Genomic DNA, 17,943 nt, shown 5'->3' with positions numbered 1-17,943 from the left:
CTTAAAAAGGGGTTATTGCTTTTTTTAGAATAACATCATAAATCCATATTTTATTTCTTATTTCATTCTTATGCTAATTGATACTTTCATTTGCTTGAAGGGGATTGCCTTCTAAGATCTTTTCCACTTCTTCAAATCCTGTGGGAAATGCATAGTTATAACGTGCGGGAAGCGCAAAAACATACTTGCTGTTCTTGCCTAGTTCCTTTGGTCCCATTGGAGCCGCGCCGATATGAAACTTTTCCTGTTGAAGCAGTTTCCATTGGTCCACGGTAAATACCATGATGGGGATATCCTGCCGCGGGTCTTCCGAAGTCCATTGAGGGTGTCTGATGGAGATGATCGGACCGGTTTCAATCACTTCACCCTCTTTTTCGCCTCCCAGAGCTAAGCCCTCCCATTCATCCGTTACGATGGTATAACCTTTCCAACTTTCCGGCAAAGGAAAACTAAAACCATATTGGGTATTCCGATACACGGTTGCACTGCTATCCTCATACCCGCCAATTTGAGCGCTGTTGATCAGCCAGCGTCCATCTATTTTCTCTACGCCAAGCTTAATTTGCCGCTTTTCCGCAATTTCCTCTTCTGCACTTGTCACTTCAATGATTTCCCCTTGAACTTCATATGCAGATTCCGACAACTTTTCTATACTTTTCGTCTCTATCCGCTCCGGCCAAGGACTTGACGTCAGCCTTCCGGGAGCATTCAGCGGATCATTAAGCCATTTTTCCAGAAGTGCCGGGGAGACATACGCACCGTAATTCTCCTGCATACTCTTTTCCAAGGTATCCTTTGGTGCCTGAAGTGAAACTGCCTGAAGCTTTCTGCCGAAATCTTCCACTAAATTTGCAACTGCAGCTGCATCACTATCATGGGTTTCTTGGGCATTCTCCTGAGGCGCTCCTTCCTGTCCATCCTCTTTTCCTGTGTTCATACAACCAAACAAAGAAATACTAAATAATAAAATACATATAACTAAAAATGATTTTTTCACATTATTCCCTCCAAAAATTATTTCTTAACCTATAGACGCCAAAGCGGCTCTTTTGTTCCATTGTCAATATGATTCCCTTTATCCCAACCGGTAAACGGAAACAATTTTCCCAGAGACATAGAGATCAGAGATATAGGGACGGTTTGTCTGAAGTTTAGTTAAGTGTAATTATTTAGACACTAGACCGTCCCACGTCTTGTGGTAAAAGATTAACGGATGCCCTTCGGGCTAACTTGGCCCGAAGGTCTTTTTGAATCTTTGAATCATGGTAAACAATTGAGTAGATCTATTATATATTTCTGGTATAATTTTCATGTAGATATTTTGATTATTTATACAAACGCAGAAAATAGGAATTTAATGAGGTGCTCAAATGAAAGTGTTGCTATTTCTGGCTAAGGGTTTTGAAACAATGGAATTTAGTGTTTTCGTAGATATACTTGGATGGGCAAGAAATGATTATCACTATGACATTGATGTCATAACGTGTGGATTTTCAAAAACAGTTTCCAGCACTTTTAATGTTCCAGTCATAGTGGATCGACTAATTGATGGGATTAATGTTGATGATTACGATGCATTAGCAATTCCCGGAGGATTTGAAGAATTCGGATTTTATGAAGAGGCTTACAACGAAAAATTATTAGATTTAATTCGTAAATTCGATAAAATGCGAAAAACAATTGCCACGATCTGCGTTGCGGCATTGGCACTGGGAAAAAGCGGTATTTTAAAAGACAGGAATGCAACAACGTATCATTTAAGGGGAGGTTATCGCCAAAAGCAATTGGCTCAATTCGGCGTAAATGTGGTGAACAGCCCCATTGTAGTCGATGACAATGTAATTACGTCATATTGCCCTGAAACCGCCTCGGAAGTTGCTTTCAAATTACTAGAGCGGCTAACATCTACTGAGCAAATGCAGGTAGTAAAAGAAGCGATGGGCTTTTGCTAAATTCCAGTTTATAAGTGATTATGAGGCAAAAGGGACATGGGGACAGGTCCCTTTTGCCTAATTTACCTGTCCCCATGTCCCTTTATTAACATGTCAGCGACCCCGTCCGCTGACACTCTTACTACCATATTAATACAAAGGAAATCTAATTAGTGTACAGTCACCTTGTCCAATATCAAAGAAAAAAATATTTAGCATTTTTTTCTCACTCACTTTTGTGTTCCAAATAATAATTGTAGTAATCACGAATGACATAATCAGCAAGCCTTTCACCAAATCTTCTCAGTCGTCTCATCAATGTTAATGTAGCTAGCAAAAATAAAAAAGCATATAAAAAGCTTTCAAATAAACTTTGCCAATTTTCTCTGCATACTAAAACAAAACCTTTTATCAAAAAAACTAATAGACACATAACTGTGCCAGCAAAGAAATTACGGTACATTCCATACAAAGAATTAAACAGCTGAGCTTTTTCATCTTTACCCGCTCCCTGAAGTCCAGAATAAATAAGATTAAAAGCTTCCTGGGACTTCTTATTGTCATTCCCTACAATTAGGCCAAATTTGCTTTCTATCATCTTTTTCAAAGAAGCTTTAAATTCGGTCGAATATTTATTATCCGAATCAACTAAAAATCTTTCTGACGGAAGACCTTTCCAGATCCTTTTAAAAAAATGTTCTTGAAGCAATTCGCTTAATTCATGCAATAAAACTCCAATATAATAACTTATTGCCACAAAAAGAACAGAATTAATGAAGCCAACATCAAGTTTAAAAATAAAATTGACTTGTAGAGTCTCCACAAAAAAAACATTCAATGCCCATGTTCCTAAAAACCCCGGAATTATGTAACCGAAAAAATCGTACAAGCTTAGCTTATCAATCAATTTATCCAAACAAATCACCTCTTTAAAAGACATTCATAAGGTTGATAATTTCGCCTAATAGACATAACCCTATTTTTAACACCTAATTCCACAGAATACCAATAAATTCCTCTCAGATAACCAAAAAAAGGCAGATATTTTCATCTACCTTTTTATTGCTTTATTATACCGTAAGCCCGGTTTACTCCCCTTGTTTAAGGGACCATACACATTGCTATAACCTGATAACTTCTCTCCACCCTACATTTCGGCTATTTCTTTGCTAGCCTTCTTATCACTCGTTTGTCACGTTGTCACGGGAACATTGTCACGGGCGCTGCAAAGACAGGTCCGTTGACAAAACTGTCTTTATATCAAATTAATTCCTTATGTCGTGTACCTGTCCTTGGCAGGCATACACTCGATCTGCCTCAAAATATCTTTGCCATCGAGAGAAAATATACAGGCCAAAAACAAAAAGGAACCATATAACTGATTCCCTTAGTTCATAATACTTTACAAGGACCGCACAATGCCTTGGGGCGCGATGATGCGGGTAATTATTTGTGCAGTTTAAGCCAGCTGTCTCCTGGCCAGGTCGGCAAAAATTCCTTCCTTCTCCATCAGCTCCCGGTAAGTCCCCCGCTCCACAATTCTCCCCTGATCCATCACGAAAATCTTGTTGCAGTTCATAATGGTGCTCAGCCGGTGGGCAATCACCACCCGGGTCGCCTGGAGCGTATCCAGGCTTTGGCTGACGATAGCCTGGGTCCGGTTGTCCAGAGCGCTGGTGGCCTCGTCAAAGAAAATGATTCTCGGTTTATTGACGATGGCCCGGGCGATCATCAGGCGCTGTTTTTGCCCGCCGGAGATGGTGCCGGCTCCCTCGCTGATTATGGTGTGCATGCCCATGGGCATTTCCCGGATGTCCTCTTCCATACCGGCCATCCTGGCCGCTTCCCAGGCGTCGTCGATGGTCAGGCGGGGATTGGCGCCGATAATATTGCTTAAGATGTTGCCGGTCATGAGCTGCCCGTTTTGCAGCACCACGCCCAGTTGCCTGCGCACGGCCCGGATATCCACTTTAGAAAGGTCCTGGCCGTCATAATAGATGTTCCCGGTCTCCGGTTTTTCGAAACCCAGCAGGATGCGAAACAGTGTGGATTTGCCGCAGCCGGAAGTGCCGACCAAAGCGACATAATCCCCCTCCTCGATCCGGAAAGAAACATCCTGCAGGACCAGGGGACCGTCCGCCTGGTAGCGGAAAGAAACGTGGCTGACTTCAATGGAACCGGTCAGAACCCGGGGATTGATCTTGGTCTCATCGTCTTCGGGCAAGGTCTCCAGGATGGGTTTGGCCCTTTGGTACAGGGGAATCACCAGGTTGACGCCGATCAAAGCGTCCGACAGGGAAACCATGGACAGCATAAAGGTTGTAAAAGCCGAATAAAAGCCGATAAACTGACCGGCCGGCAGCGGCGCCGCCGAGGAAGTCAGGACATAGAAAATAATCACACTGGACAGAACGGGGAAAACAGTATTAAAAGCCGTCAAGGCGTTGGCCACCGTTTCTCGGCGGAAAGTCAGTTCCCGCTGCCAGCCGAATTCCCGGGCCCAGCGGTAAAAGGCCCTGTTCTCCGCCCCGGCCACCTGGAATTTGGCCACCCCGCCAATCAACTGCAGCATCAAGCCTAAGATATGGTTGGAAACCTCCAGGACTTTGCGCTCCCAGCTTACCTTGCGGTAACCCAGATACCCCATCACCAGGACCGCCAGGATGACCAGCACGGCGGCCACCCCGGCCAGCCGAACATCATAATAAAAAAGCAGCACAAAGGTGAATACCGAAAAAATACCGGAGAGAATGGTATTGAGCGTCGTTCCTGAAAGGATGGTCCGGATCTGGCTGATCCCCATCGCCCGCAAAGCCAATTCCCCAGCCGAAAACTGTTTGAAAAAGGGCACCGGCAGGCTGAGCAGGCGGTCCCAGACCGCCGCCTGCAGAGAACCGTCCATTTTTCCTTCCAGGCGCATGGTCGCCAAAGAACGGGTCAATTGAAAAAGCATGGCGGCCAGGGCGCTGGCCCCCAGGATCAAAGCGATTTGCAGAAGCGCACCCTTTTCCCCTTCCGGAATAATGCTGTCGAAGACGATGCCGGTGGCCAGGGGAACGGCCGTACCCAGAAGGCCCCCCAGAACACCCATGAGGACAATCACCAGCAAGTCCTGTTTCCAGCAGCTTTGGAGGCCAAAAGACAGAAGATCGCCTAGCTTGATCTCTTTATGGCTGAACGGACGGAAGAAAACAAACCCCCAACCACTGATTTGAGCAGCCGTTTCCCGGTCCACCTTTTTTCGGCTGTGTAAAACAGGGTCGTGAAGAATATAGGCGGCAGGTGAAACCGGAATCAGGGCAACCGGTCTGCCGCCTTCTTCCATAAACCCCAGGATCGGCCCGCTGTCCTCTTTATACCATTCTCCGGTTAAAGCCACTTCCCTGGTCCGGATGCGGGAAGCACGGGCAATCGCGTCTAGGGTAAGATCCGGAGCGCTGCCTGCGCTTCTGTTATCGCCGTTGCTTCCCTCGCTGTTTGAAGCAGGCGGCACAATTTCCATCTGCATACTTTGCCCTACCAAGCGGCAGGCATCCAGCAGGGGATCGCCGCTCTCTTCCTGCAGGCCAATCTCTTTCTCTTTCTGATTCAGGGCGGTCAGTCGGCAAAGTGCCTGATCCATCAGCCGCCGGTCGTTGTCTTTCTTTCTTTGCAGGCGGTTTATTTCCGCCTGTTTCTTTTCCTGCCAAAGTTCCGTGATGGAGCGGAGAGCCTGGCTGTGATAATTCTCCCGCTGCCAGGGGTCCCCTGAAGCGGCAACTTCTCCTATAGCGGCTTCTGTAAGTGCCGCTTCCCTGCTCCCACCGTCTTCTTTGCCGCTGCCGGCCTTTCTCAGATTTTCCCGCCAACGGGCCGTCAAGCGGGCTGCTTCCCCGGACATTTCCCCCGCCGGCACTTCTTCCAGCCGCTTTGCTTCCAGCCGGATCAAGCCGGAACCTAACGGACCCACAGCCAGTAAGGCCAATTTTTCCGGTGCTCCTTCCGGGGTCAGGCCGAAAAGCAATTCTCCCGGTCCGGCTTCAAACAGGAAAGTTTTGACCCCCGGCTGGTTGTCCGACGCCAAAGCCGTTAAGAAAACAGAAACCTGCTCCGGCCCGACCAGCCAGACAAAGCCGGGATCGTCGAGTAATTGGGGTTTGCTGCCTTCAAGCGCAATCTTTGTGCCTTCCCTGTCAAAAAAATCTGCAATAGACATAATTCACCTGCTTTATAAAATCCGCGCACGCGCCTTAACCGGTTCTAATCAGACCGGCGTAAAGCCCGCCCCGCGCATATAATTCCTCATGGGTGCCCCGTTCGGCGATTTTTCCTTTTTCCAGGACGATGATTTCGTCACAGTCCCGGATGGTGCTCAAGCGGTGGGCCACGATGACACAGGTACACCCCCGGCGTCGGATGTTTTCATCCACGATTTTTTCCGTTAATGGGTCCAGCGCGCTGGTGGCTTCATCCAGGATGATGATCGCGGGGTTTTGCACCAAAGCCCGGGCGATCTCCAGCCGCTGCCTTTGCCCGCCGCTGAAATTTTTGCCGCCTTCTTCCACCGGCTGGTCATAGCCGCCGGCCCGGGCCGTGATATCCTCATGGATGCAGGCGTCCTTGGCCGCCCGGACCAGTTCGAATTCCGAAACCGTTTCGTCCCACAGGGTGATATTGTCCCGCACGCTTCCCTCAAACATGCGGATCTCCTGGTCGACCATGGCCAGGGAATCGGTGATCACCGCCCGGGGCCAGTCTGCCCGGGTTCGGCCGTCCAGAAGGATTTGCCCGGACCAGGGTTTGTAAATGCCAGCCAGGATTTTGACCACGGTGGATTTGCCGCTGCCGGAACCGCCCACCAGCGCCACCCGGGATCCCGGCCGGAGCTTTAAACCGAAATCTTCAATTAACGGAGGTTCCAATAGGCTATAGCCGAAAGTAATTCCCTTCAGTTCCACAAACCCCTCCAGCTTTTGCCCTGCAGGGGGCACCTGATCTTCCTCCGCCCCTTTCTCTTCGTCCCCGGTTCCCGGCTCCGGCAGGTATTGTAAAACATCGTCCAGGCGGTTCATTTCCCCTTCCACTTCCTGCAGCTCGGCCCCCAGTCCTACAATTTCCGTGACAGGCGTCATAAAGCTGGTCATCAGGCTTTGGAAGGCGACCAGCATGCCGATGGTCATTTGCCCCTCAAGGATAAAATAAGCGCCTAAAGCCAGGACGACGGTGTTATTGATCCCGGTCAAAAAGGTGGGAAGCACGGCCAGGTATTGGGAAGAATTCCCCAACTCCTGCTCCGCATTCAGCGCTTTGGCCTGGTATCCCGCCCACTTGGCGAAAAAGTCCGATTCCGAACCGGTGGCTTTGAGGGTTTCGATAATCTGCAAGCCCGTCATCCCGGTAGCGGCTGCCATGCTCCGGTCTTTTAAGAGCCTGCTGTTTTGGTCTTTTCTTTGGACGGAAACCATTTTCAAATACGCCATATTGACGAGGGCAATCACCAGACCGGCCAAAGCCAGGACCATATTATAGCGGAGCATCAAAATAAAGTAGAAGACGATCATGATCAGATTTAAAACTGCGGTGGCCAGTTTGCCCGACAGCAATGCGGCCACCCTGTCGTTGCTCAGCATCCGGGACGCGATGTCTCCGGCCGAACGCTGGGCGAAAAATTCCGCCGGCAGCTTTAAAATATGCCACCAAAAGCGGCTGGAGGACGTCAGGGCAATCTTCGACTCCAATCTTAACAGGTAATACTGCCGGAGCCAGGTGAGAATGCCGCGCATGGCCACCGTCACTCCCATCCCCAAAAGCAGGGGGGCGATCCAGGAATCTTTGCCGGCAAGCAGAATATCGTCGACAAAAATCCTGGCAAATACGGGAAGGACCAGGCCCGGAATGACCAGGGCCAGGCCGGCAAGAACCACGTAAAGCAAAGCGGCTTCCGAACCCCGCAGCCGTTTTATGAAAGCGGAGACCAGGCTGGGTTTTCTGCCGTCTTTTTGAAACTCCGGTGTGGGGCTGAAAGTGAGGGTGATCCCGGTAAAAGACTGGTTGAATTCTTCCTCCGTGACGCGCCGCCGGCCGGCGGCGGGATCATTTAAAAGGACTTTACCCTTGCGGAACCCTTCCAGGACCATAAAATGACTGAAATTCCAATGAATAATCACGGGCAGGGGCATTTTCTTCAGTTTCTCCGGTTCCTTGCGGAACCCTTTGGCCTCCAGGCCGTATTGCCGGGCCGCTTTCAGGATATTGCTGGCCTTGCTGCCGTCCCGGGATACTCCGCAGGCGATCCGGACCTGCTCCAGCGGCACATATTTTCCAAAATATCTTAAGATCATGGCCAGGGACGCCGCCCCGCATTCCACAGCTTCCATCTGAAGGACGGTGGGAACCCTGACGACGGCGGGGATTTTTATTTCGGCATTTTTTCCCACGTTATTTCTCCCCACTTTCGCGCTCCCCGTTTTCACCGGCCCGCGCCCCGAAGAAAGGGATCACCTTGGCAACCGGTTTTTCCCTGGCAATCACGACCGCACCCTGGACCAGCGTTCCGCTGGGAATGGAAAGCGGCGGACCGGCAGGCGAAGACCACTTATACCCGCTTGCCGTACTGCCGTCCGGAGTCAGGTCAACCTGCACCTCCAGGGGGGCGCCCTGCCCCGCCAATAAGGAGACCAGATTTTCGTTGCCCAGGGTTTGCATCATGCTCTGGGCGGTGGCCGGATATTCCGCAACAGCGGTAACCCTTCCCAGCATGAAACCGTATTCCTCTTTGTTGACAATAGTCGGAGAGATTTGAACCTCCATCCCGGGCCGGATTTCTCCCGTAAGTTCGGCGGGAACATAGAGCACAGCCTCCAGCCGGACCACAGCACCATACTGTTCCAGCGTGGCCAGGGTCTCACCCGGCTGGACCATACGGCCCGGACGGATATTCAGTTCTAAAACCCGCCCCTCAATCGGGGAAACGATTTGCGAGCGGTAGTCCAGTTCCTCCCGCAGCTCAGCCACCTGGTTTTCCAAGTTCCGATATTCGGGGGAAGAGGTCTGTTGATTCTTCTCCAAATCCCGGAGCGTACCGAGCACACCGTTAATCTTTTCCACCAGCTGGGGCTGTTCAATTCTGGCGATGACATCTCCTTTTTTTACCACGTCTCCGGCCGCGAAACGGACGTCAAGGACCTGGCCGGAGCTATCATGGGTTAAGGAAAAGACGCCGCCGTCATTTAAGAGGATCCCCTGGCCCGCTATTTTCGTGGGAATACTGCCCATAAAACTCCAGACGATCACCCCGGCCAAAAGAAGGCCCAGAGCGATCAGGGCCAGCCAGCCCTTGGGTGAAGTCACTTTGATCAGTTGATCCAGCTGTTCCGGCGAGGAAAGCCTCTTTAAGGATACTTCCCGGAAGATGTTTTGTTTCATGCCCGGCACCTCTCTATTTTTCCAGGGCGACAAATTCCCCGTCCTGTAATTGCTTCAGCACTACCAGGTCGCCCAGGTCGTCTCCCGCTGCGCTCAGTTCATGCACCCCGCAGACACCCGGCCATCTGCCCAAATTCCTTAATCCCTCGGCGACCGAGGCCCGGTCCTGCCGGCCGGTTTTTTCCATCGCGGCCGCAAGCATCTTGACAGCGTCATAACCTAGGGCCGCATGGGAACTCGGTTTTTCCCGGTACGTTTCCCGGAAAGCCGCCACAAAACGTTGTACCTCCGGGCGGTCGCTGCCCGGATCAAACACGGAGCCGACCACCGTTCCTGCCGCCGCTTTTCCGCCTATGGCGGCCAGCTCCGGAGCGTCGAGGGCGTTTCCGGCCGCAAAAGGTCCGTCTATGCCGATTTGCCCGGCATCAGCAATTAACCGGGCTCCTCCGGGCAGGGACGAGGCGATAAAGACACCGTCAAAACCAAAGGCCTGCCACCTGCTGTGCAGGCGTTTCAGTTCTTCCGGGCCGGAATAGTAGTTAAAACGGTCGACGATGGTGATTCCCAATAACTTGGCCGCATCCTCAAAGGAATTGGCCAAACCGGTCCCGTAAGCATCCGCGGAATAATATATCACCAGCCGCCTTAAGCCCTGCCCGGCCAGGTGGTTTGCCAGCTGCCGCGCGATTTCCTCATCCCCGGGAAGGTCGCGGAAGATATGCCGGTAATTGTTTTGGGTGAGTTCCGGGGCCGTAGAAGCCGGGGACAGCATGGTAAGCCCGGCCTGTTCGTAAATGGCGGCAGCCGGGATGGAGACAAAAGAATTGCGGTGCCCGATCACCGCCCGGACAGACTTATTTTCCGCCAAAGACTCGGCGATGGCGATCCCTTTGACAACCTCGGAACCGTCGTCTTCTTTGAGCAGCTTCAGTTCTTTGCCGTTAATGCCGCCGCTGGCGTTGATCTCCTTGACGGCCAAATCGATGCCTTCGTTAAACAGATCGTTGTCGGCGGCAAAAGGCCAGACCACCCCGATGACGATCTCTTGAGGTTCTGCCGGCTGCGTGCAGCCGGTCAGGCCAAATAAGAGAAACAGGCCTAACATGAAGCCCCCGAAAATTCCGCCCTTTTTTTTCAACACAGCCTCTCCTGCCTTTCCTGCCGCCTAATCTTGCTTTTCATGCCATTATTTAAAGTAAATACGTCAGACAAAAGAAAGTATTACAGTTTTTGCAGCGATTCCTATTCCGAAAACGGATTCATATAAAAATAATTTTTTTGTAATAACCCCTCTTTCGAAACGTATTAACTTTAAAGTTAACTAAACCAATCAGGCGGTTTAACCTGAAGACGGCAAAAAAGGGGGATACTCTGTGAACGAAAAAACGAAAACAATCATGCCCTTTCATGTATTTCAATACGGCGGTGAAAATTATGTCATTGATATTGAAAAAATGCAGGCAAGCGCTGTTGATGACCTGACTGCCGAAACCTTAAGAAGGGTATCAGCCCAACCGGAAAAACCGCCGGCATCCGGCTTATCCGTTCCTATTATCAGTATCGCCTTGTTTGTCACCCAGGCGTGCAACCTGCGCTGTGTGTACTGCTATGAAAAAAAAGACGGCGCCAAAATGGAGGAAAAAACCGCCTTCCAGGCTGTGGACTGGCTGCTCGGACAAGCGGGAAACACCAAAAAAATCTATATTTCCTTTTTCGGCGGCGAACCCTTTTTGAATTTCCCTCTGATAAAAAAAGTCGCGGCCTACGCCCGGGAGAAAGCCGGCGCTCTGGACAAGGTAGTAGGCTTCAACGTCACGACCAATGGGACCCTGCTGGATGAGGAAATGATTTCGTTTCTCCGGGAGTATGATGTCAACGTGCTGGTCAGTATGGACGGCCCCAGGGAGATCCAGGACCGGCAGCGGCCTTTTGCCGGCGGCCGGGGCTCTTACGACGTCATTCTGCCCCGGGTAAAAAAACTGCTGGCGGCGAAGCCGGAAACCTGCGTTCATGCCGTGCTCGTCGACGACAGCAAGACGGAACTTATCAAAAACGCGCTGCAGGATATCGGTTTCCCGGAAGTAACCCTTTTGCCGGCATCCCCCTCACTGTTTGAAGGGGAAGAGGGAGCGGTAAAAGCCAACCAGGCCAGAAAGCTGGATGGCCTGCTCCGGGAATTGGAGCGGGAAGCGGACTTATGGCTGAAGCTTGTCAAAAACAGGGATAGTTGGTCCTTAAAAGATCTGAAGTCTAAAGCCCAGCTTTTCCATGCCCTGCTGGCCCTTCTGCACAACAGAAAAATGCGCTATGCCTGCGGCGCCGGTGTAAAATTCACCGCCGTTTCCTGTGCGGGGGATATCTATTTATGCCACCGCTTCGTCGGCCTGGATGGCTATAAGCTGGGAAATGTCTTTGAAGCCGGCTTTGAGCGGGAAATTTACCGGGAATCCCCCCTTACCCGGGTGCCGGCTTGCGCTGCTTGTTTTGCCCGCTACTACTGCGCCGGAGGGTGCAAACATGATAACGCGGGCTCCTGCGGTTCAGCCTGGACCCCCTCCCCGGAAATGTGCCGCCTGAGACAGCGGGAACTTGAACTGGCTGCAGTTCTGGCCGGCCGCTTTGATGACCAGGACCGCGCTTTCCTTAACGCTCACGAAATATTTCCTCCCAAACCCTGTCCCCTCGACTTTTAACCGGGGACATGCTCATCAAATGGAAGATAAAAATACCCTCATTCCCTTGTTCAAAGTGGAATGAGGGTATTGCTTATGAATAGGTCAGTTTACCAAACTTGAACATCCCCTATTCCTTCAAGGCAAGCATGCCCGCAGCCGCCGGCTACGCCGTCTAGTTCTTCATCCGTGAGACCCTGTTCCTCTTTCACTTTGGCAATATCCTCCGCCGTAAAATCAAAACCCGCCCCTTTGGCAAAGTCCAGCCGCGCCTGGCCGTCTTTAAGTTCTCCCAGTTTCTTTTTAAAGTCCTCGTCATTTTTCACTTTTTCGATGAATGCTTTTGCTGATTCGATACTCATAATAGAGCCTCCTTTTTTATTTTTGGGTACATTTGACCATGATCCGACATCACTTTACGTAAATTTAAGGTCCGCTCCTGGTATGGCGAGGCAAGCATGCCCGCAGCCGCCGGCTACGCCGTCCAATTCTTCATCCGTGAGACCCTGTTCCTCTTTCACTTTGGCAATATCCTCCGCCGTAAAATCAAAACCCGCCCCTTTGGCAAAGTCCAGCCGCGCCTGACCGTCTTTAAGCTGTCCCAGTTTGTTTTTAAAGTCCTCGTCGCTCTTTATTTTTTCAATAAAGGCCTTTGCTGATTCGACACTCATTTTCTCACCTCCGTCTTATTTTGGTGTATCTGGTGCGCATTTAATTTGTGTTCTCAAAGGTTAGTACGCCGCTCTCTTCGATGTATTACAGTAAAAGCCATCATTTCCCCTATAATTAATAACGGCAGACGGGACATTTTCCGTGCATTTTGTTCATCCTTGCCCCGCAGCGGGGACAGATATTTTCTCCGGCTTCTTCCGGCAGTCCGGCGGCCGCATACATTAATTCCTCTTCCGTCAGCTCATCCTCCGCTTCCTGTTCATCTTTCAATATATCGGCCAAAATGAAATTATCTTCCGGAGATATCTGGTCCAGAAGCTGTTTTCTTAAAGTCTCCCTGATTTCACTATGCACGCTGAAATCAGCGGTAATCATGCTTTGGGCCAGCTGGAGGAGTTTGGCCACTTCAGTATCCTCAACCGGCCCGATATCTTTTTCCCCGGCTAAGATCTGATCCAGGTAAGTTAGGTATATCTCCGCCTTAGTCATTTCCGTCATCAATACTCATCCCCTGGCTTTCCAAGATTTGGCGCAGCCGCCGCATGGCCCGAAATAAGATGATCCCTGTATTGCTTTCGCTGATACCGGTAAATCTGGCAATATCCCGGTTGGTAAAACCGCTCCAAAACTTCAAGGCAATGATTTCCCGCTCCCGCTGAGTCAAGGAGGCTAAAGCCTTGCGCAGATGCCGGTGCATTTCATGGTCAGCGGCGATATCCTCCGGGCCGGGCCGGGAATCTATAAAATCTGCCGTTTCCTCCAGGGGAGTAGAAGGATTCCGCATCCGGGAGCGATAATAATCCGTGACGGCATTGCGGGCGATGCTGAAGACCCAAGCGGCAAAGGGCGCCTTTTCCGGCCGGTAATATTTTAGTTTGCTAAAAAGTTTGGCAAAGATCTGACCGGTTAAATCGTCGGCATCATGAAAATCGTTCACCCGGTAATGCACATAATTGTAAACCCGGGAAAAGTAACTGTTATAAAGTTCAACAAATGTGCGCTCATGATCATTGGCCGGGGCAACCAATGATGTTTCCTCTGTTTGCGTCAGTGTAACCATCCTTTGTACTCCTCCTTCGAACCCCGATTCTTAACCCTGCCGGCAATTTCATTGGACGGTGCCCGTTTTTATTTTATTTAGGCCCTTTTATTTCCATAATTTATGATAAAAAGTCGACTACCACCAAAACTGCCGCCAAACAAGGGAATTTTGTCGATTCTTGTCCGGCGTCGCTTCATCCGGGACAAAACAGGAATGCTTGTCAGCTATTTCTTCCGGCAGTTAAGGTATCATCATTGATATTGTTCGAAGTTTGGCCTATAATCAAAGAAAATGAAAATTTAGGAAACGCGAAGGAAAAGAACAGATCTGGAGGGGGTGCGCAGACTGAAATATATAACGCCCAAGGAGGCCGCGGAAAAATGGGGCATCTCCCAGCGCCGGGTGCATACCCTCTGCCTGGAGGGCAGGATCAAGGATACGGAACGCCATGGCTGGACCTGGTTGATTCCGGAAAGATCAAAAAAGCCGGAAGACGCCAGAATCAAATCCGGCCGTTACATCAAGGGAAAGCAGGATCTTTCCGTTCCGCAGAGGCCTCCCGGACAGGTTGAGGCAGCAGATGAAGCAATCATTCCCCGTTCCCGCCTGGTAGAGAAGCTTGCCCCTCCCGGCAGCAGGCTCACCTACATCCATGCGGATGCGGGCCACGGAAAAACCACCCTGATGATGCAATACGCCCAGGGCCGTAATGATGTGGTCTGGCTTGCCCTGGATGACCGGGACAGCGATACCCAGTTTTTTCTGCGCCATCTGGAGGCGTCCATTCGGGAAAAGCTGGGACGATTTGAGTTTCATGCGGCAGATTATATCCCCTTTGCCGGAAGGAAAAGATTTGCGTCCACCGTTCTGCCCGCCCTGCTGAAGGCAATCGGCCGGAGCAGACTGTCCATCCTGATGGATGATGTCCATGTGATTGATAATGATACTGTAACAGGGCTGCTCACCGCATGGGCAATGACCTGTCCCCCGAACATCTCCCTGATCATGGCCAGCCGCCATGAACCGTGGAGCGGCCTTTTGCGCTTGAAAATGGCCGGAGGGATCGCTGAATTCACCAAAGACGATTTATGTTTCAGCCGGGAAGAGGCGGAACAGCTGTGGGGCTTCTTCGATGAAGAGACTTACGCAGCAACCGAGGGCTGGAGTTTGGCCATCCAATCTTACCGCCTGGCGGCAAAAGACGGCGGGATGCTTTCCGGATCGCGCCTCCAGGCGGAGCAGGACCTTTACCGTTATCTGTTAAATGAGATTTTGCGGCAGCTGCCGGCGGAAACCCAATATTTCCTGAAAGCGACCTCCTGCCTGCCCGTACTGGAAACCGGGCTTTGCGACCTCCTGCTTGGTATCGGCAATTCCCGGGAAATACTCGAGAACCTGATCCACCGCAATATTTTTACACAACGGGTTTCCGCCGCCTCTTACCGCTACCATGCCCTGTTTCACTTATTTTTACAGCAAAATGACGACGGCCTGGGAAGAGAAACCCTGAGCAAAGCCATGGCCTTCTGTTATGATGGCAAGGATTACGAACAGGCCGCTGATTATGCCCTACTTTTAGAGAATGGAAATGTCATCCAAGACTGTATCGGTGCTATTCTTGACAAACCCTTTGACTGGGGCCGTACCTGGAGCCTGAGAAAGTACTTTGACTTTCTGGAAGAGCAGTCTGCGGATTTGTCCCCCCGGGTGATGTTGGCTAAAGGTATGTTTTTATCCGATCAGGGGGATTTTTATCAAGCGGAAAAGTACTTGCGCACAGCCATTCCTCAGTTGAGCAACGACGATAAAGATCTCTATGTGCACGCCATGACCCATATGGCCAGGGTACTGCGGAACAGGGTTTCCTTCGACGAAAGTACCCGCTGCATAGATGCCTTGCTGCCCTTGCTGCAGGATGCGCCCATGCAGAATTGGTACGGCGTGATGATTGAAAAAATTCACAACCTTACCCTGACCTCCCGGCTCTCCGACGCGCTGGAACTGACCATGGCGATGATGGAGCAATGCCTGACATCCGGAGCGGCTGGTGTCAAGGCCTGGTTTGAGCGATATTTGACAGTCATTTATTTTTACACGGGAGATTACAAAAGCTGTCTGAAAGTGTATGAAAAATCCCTGTCCATCCCCCGGGAAGAACAGGACTGGCTGATGCGTCACAGCATCGGGGCCTATGCGGCCAAGGCTTACCAGGTAACCGGACAGGAAGAGAAAGTGCTGCCTTTGCTGGAGGCAGAGTTGGCACGCTTAAAACAGCTTGGGCTTTATGAAGAGTACAGCGTCAATTACCTGCTTCATGCGGAAATCCTCCATTCTGTAGAGCTTTTGAAGCGCTACCTGGGAATGACCTTTGAGTATTCAGCCGTGGACCGTTATCTGAGTATGGCAGAGGAATACGCTCTTTTAAACCGAAGCACCCGGGATCATTTTTTGTTTGTCAAAATATGGCGGCTATGCACGCGCCTGCTGGAACAGCCGGAGAAGGCCGGGCAGTCTATCGGCGAAACACTTGCTCTCCTCAAAAGCACAACGCCGTTTTTTCAATCCCTGGCCTACGGACGTATCGCCAACGCCTTGGACACCCTGGGCCGGGACCCTGAACAATGCAAGGGTTTTTACAAACAATGCATCCAAATTGGGGAAGAGGTTGGAAGCTATGCTTATGCTACCATTGCTTATGGAAGGCTGGCGGCCATTTATCTGCGGGAAGGAGACAGGGATGCCGCAAGGGAATACACCCGGCGCTTTTTAGAACTTTCCCGCCAATACAACCACCTTTATTACATTCGCTTCAAACCGCTTTTTACTTCTGTGCTGAAACTGGCTGTGGAGTCGGGCATCACCCCGGAATTTACCCGAGAAATGCTCTCCTATGGCGGATATACGGCCGAACGGGTTTATATCCATACCTTGGGAAACTTCTATATCGCCCCCGCTTACGATCGGGGAAGTCCCGTCAAAATCCGCACGCAAAAGGCCCGTGAGCTTCTGGCTTATCTGCTGGCACATCCCCAGGGGGTCACCAGGGAACAGATTTATGCCGACTTGTGGGAAGACAGCGAGGCCAATGTGACCAACCTGTTCCACACGCGCCGGGGGGAAATCCGGCGGGCCTTCGAGAGCCTGGGGGCGGACAATCCCATCCTGTATGAGAAAGGCGTATACCACCTGAACAGGGAGGAAATTATCTGCGATTATGACCTGCTCCGGCAGGCGGCGGACGAATTCCGGCGACAGCCTGGACCCGAAAACGCCCAAAGGGTGGTAGACTGCTACACCGGCCGGTATCTGGACGATCTGGAAGCCCTGTGGGCGGAGAGTGCCAGACTGCAGTGCGAGGACGGTTTTCTGGAGGCGGCCGACGCTCTTCTGGAAAACTACCGGAATTCGGGAGAGAGAGCAAAGGCAATGGACCTGCTCCGGCGCTGCACGGGGTTGAGCTACCATGGGCACCGCTACGATACATAGTATGTCAAGGGGACAGGTCCCTTGACATAAACCTTTTTCTAATGCATCATCTATTCTTAAAGATTTATTTAAAACCTCTTGCATCTTACGTAACGTCAGGTTGTATATTAAAGGTGCCGGCAATAAAGTTCCATGCATGGAGGTGTAAATATGGGCAAAGAACATTGGAAAGTTGGTGAGATATCCAAGCTTACAGGATTATCCGTAAGAACTTTACACCATTATCATCAGATAGGGCTATTAATTCCTTCTGAAAAAACAGGATCAGGGCATCGCTTATATATCAAATCAGATATTGCTCTCCTTCAGCAGATATTATCGCTACGGGCTTTGAACTTTTCACTCGATGAAATAAAAAAACTCCTAAGTAATCCTGGATTTTCTCCCCATGAAATAATACGGTTGCATTTGGAGAAAACCCGTGAGCACATTCAGCTTCAGGAAGAGCTCTGTCAAAAACTAGAGGCCGTCGAAAAGGCTCTGGAAGGGCAGCAAAAAGTAAGTACAGAAAAATTCATCAAAATAATTGAGGTGATTGTAATGTCAGAAAAGCATCAGCTCACCCCCGAAAAAATAGAAAGATTGAAGAGGCAGGGTGAAATTTTAGACCAAGAGAAAATCAAGGAACTTGGAAATGAATGGCTCCAAATGAACGCCAAAGATCGGGCTGAAATGGAAAAAGTACTTCACGGAATAATCCAGGAGTTCCAAACCTAGTTTTACATGTCAAGGGAAC

At 50.5% G+C, this 17,943-nt stretch carries 14 protein-coding genes; 4 read left to right on the top strand and 10 right to left on the bottom strand.

Annotation, left to right across the window (positions count from 1 at the left end):
- Window positions 1-73 precede the first annotated feature (73 nt).
- Entirely contained in the window at window positions 74-997 is a 924-nt protein-coding gene (locus DCMF_RS19140) for a hypothetical protein (RefSeq protein ID WP_148135900.1), read from the bottom strand.
- Window positions 998-1,370: 373 nt separating this feature from the next.
- Between DCMF_RS19140 and DCMF_RS19135 the strand changes: the two genes are divergently transcribed.
- Window positions 1,371-1,952 carry a DJ-1/PfpI family protein gene (locus DCMF_RS19135; RefSeq protein WP_148135899.1) on the top strand — a complete coding sequence of 194 codons (582 nt, stop codon included), beginning with the start codon at window positions 1,371-1,373 and terminating at the stop codon, window positions 1,950-1,952.
- Between the two features lie 205 nt (window positions 1,953-2,157).
- Here DCMF_RS19135 and DCMF_RS19130 read toward each other — a convergent pair whose 3' ends face one another.
- The 5 genes from DCMF_RS19130 to DCMF_RS19110 form a co-directional block, all read right to left on the bottom strand.
- Entirely contained in the window at window positions 2,158-2,847 is a 690-nt protein-coding gene (locus DCMF_RS19130) for a hypothetical protein (RefSeq protein WP_148135898.1), read from the bottom strand.
- 543 nt (window positions 2,848-3,390) lie between these two features.
- On the bottom strand, window positions 3,391-6,126 hold the full coding sequence (locus DCMF_RS19125) for an NHLP bacteriocin export ABC transporter permease/ATPase subunit (protein ID WP_148135897.1): 2,736 nt from the start codon (window positions 6,124-6,126) through the stop codon (window positions 3,391-3,393).
- A 34-nt stretch (window positions 6,127-6,160) separates the two neighbouring features.
- A complete protein-coding gene (locus DCMF_RS19120) occupies window positions 6,161-8,287 on the bottom strand; it encodes an NHLP family bacteriocin export ABC transporter peptidase/permease/ATPase subunit (RefSeq protein WP_148137984.1) in 2,127 nt (708 codons plus the stop codon).
- Between the two features lie 61 nt (window positions 8,288-8,348).
- The gene (locus DCMF_RS19115; protein ID WP_148135896.1) at window positions 8,349-9,335 is read right to left on the bottom strand and encodes an NHLP bacteriocin system secretion protein; all 987 of its coding nucleotides are present in this window, start codon (window positions 9,333-9,335) and stop codon (window positions 8,349-8,351) included.
- A gap of 13 nt (window positions 9,336-9,348) precedes the next feature.
- Complete coding sequence (locus DCMF_RS19110; RefSeq protein ID WP_236860066.1) at window positions 9,349-10,473, bottom strand: ABC transporter substrate-binding protein; 1,125 nt, start codon at window positions 10,471-10,473, stop codon at window positions 9,349-9,351.
- Between the two features lie 235 nt (window positions 10,474-10,708).
- Here DCMF_RS19110 and DCMF_RS19105 point away from each other — a divergent pair, with 235 nt between their 5' ends.
- A complete protein-coding gene (locus tag DCMF_RS19105) occupies window positions 10,709-12,028 on the top strand; it encodes a radical SAM/SPASM domain-containing protein (RefSeq protein WP_236860065.1) in 1,320 nt (439 codons plus the stop codon).
- Between the two features lie 89 nt (window positions 12,029-12,117).
- Here the strand turns inward: DCMF_RS19105 and DCMF_RS19100 are convergent, their stop codons facing one another.
- The 4 genes from DCMF_RS19100 to DCMF_RS19085 form a co-directional block, all read right to left on the bottom strand.
- Complete coding sequence (locus tag DCMF_RS19100) at window positions 12,118-12,369, bottom strand: Nif11-like leader peptide family natural product precursor (protein WP_148135895.1); 252 nt, start codon at window positions 12,367-12,369, stop codon at window positions 12,118-12,120.
- 54 nt (window positions 12,370-12,423) lie between these two features.
- Window positions 12,424-12,678 (bottom strand): Nif11-like leader peptide family natural product precursor, encoded by a 255-nt coding sequence (locus tag DCMF_RS19095; RefSeq protein ID WP_148135894.1) that lies wholly within the window; start codon window positions 12,676-12,678, stop codon window positions 12,424-12,426.
- 115 nt (window positions 12,679-12,793) lie between these two features.
- Complete coding sequence (locus DCMF_RS19090; protein WP_148135893.1) at window positions 12,794-13,177, bottom strand: hypothetical protein; 384 nt, start codon at window positions 13,175-13,177, stop codon at window positions 12,794-12,796.
- Window positions 13,161-13,739, bottom strand: coding sequence for an RNA polymerase sigma factor (locus DCMF_RS19085; protein WP_148135892.1), 579 nt, complete (start codon window positions 13,737-13,739; stop codon window positions 13,161-13,163). The genes DCMF_RS19090 and DCMF_RS19085 overlap by 17 nt, the downstream gene beginning before the upstream one ends.
- A 318-nt stretch (window positions 13,740-14,057) precedes the next feature.
- On the opposite strand from DCMF_RS19085, the gene DCMF_RS29320 reads away from it, so the two are divergent.
- Both DCMF_RS29320 and DCMF_RS19075 read left to right on the top strand, forming a co-directional pair.
- Window positions 14,058-17,207 carry a winged helix-turn-helix domain-containing protein gene (locus DCMF_RS29320; protein ID WP_236860064.1) on the top strand — a complete coding sequence of 1,050 codons (3,150 nt, stop codon included), beginning with the start codon at window positions 14,058-14,060 and terminating at the stop codon, window positions 17,205-17,207.
- Between the two features lie 150 nt (window positions 17,208-17,357).
- Window positions 17,358-17,924 (top strand): MerR family transcriptional regulator, encoded by a 567-nt coding sequence (locus tag DCMF_RS19075; RefSeq protein ID WP_214658734.1) that lies wholly within the window; start codon window positions 17,358-17,360, stop codon window positions 17,922-17,924.
- Window positions 17,925-17,943 lie beyond the last annotated feature (19 nt).

This window comes from Candidatus Formimonas warabiya (genome assembly GCF_002777255.1).
In the GTDB taxonomy this organism is placed as follows: Bacteria; Bacillota; Dehalobacteriia; order Dehalobacteriales; family Dehalobacteriaceae; genus Formimonas; species Formimonas warabiya.
The sequence above is the reverse complement of the archived record's forward strand: the minus strand, read 5'-3'. Positions and strand labels throughout refer to the sequence as shown.

What these genes read in the sequence shown, in the direction of transcription:
- DCMF_RS19135 (WP_148135899.1), top strand. Translation starts at nt 1,371, where the DNA reads ATGAAAGTGTTGCTATTTCTGGCTAAGGGTTTTGAAACAATGGAATTT.
- DCMF_RS19125 (WP_148135897.1), bottom strand. Translation starts at nt 6,126, where the DNA reads ATGTCTATTGCAGATTTTTTTGACAGGGAAGGCACAAAGATTGCGCTT.
- DCMF_RS19120 (WP_148137984.1), bottom strand. Translation starts at nt 8,287, where the DNA reads ATGGAAGCTGTGGAATGCGGGGCGGCGTCCCTGGCCATGATCTTAAGA.
- DCMF_RS19115 (WP_148135896.1), bottom strand. Translation starts at nt 9,335, where the DNA reads ATGAAACAAAACATCTTCCGGGAAGTATCCTTAAAGAGGCTTTCCTCG.
- DCMF_RS19100 (WP_148135895.1), bottom strand. Translation starts at nt 12,369, where the DNA reads ATGAGTATCGAATCAGCAAAAGCATTCATCGAAAAAGTGAAAAATGAC.
- DCMF_RS19095 (WP_148135894.1), bottom strand. Translation starts at nt 12,678, where the DNA reads ATGAGTGTCGAATCAGCAAAGGCCTTTATTGAAAAAATAAAGAGCGAC.
- DCMF_RS19090 (WP_148135893.1), bottom strand. Translation starts at nt 13,177, where the DNA reads ATGACGGAAATGACTAAGGCGGAGATATACCTAACTTACCTGGATCAG.
- DCMF_RS19085 (WP_148135892.1), bottom strand. Translation starts at nt 13,739, where the DNA reads ATGGTTACACTGACGCAAACAGAGGAAACATCATTGGTTGCCCCGGCC.
- DCMF_RS19075 (WP_214658734.1), top strand. Translation starts at nt 17,358, where the DNA reads ATGGGCAAAGAACATTGGAAAGTTGGTGAGATATCCAAGCTTACAGGA.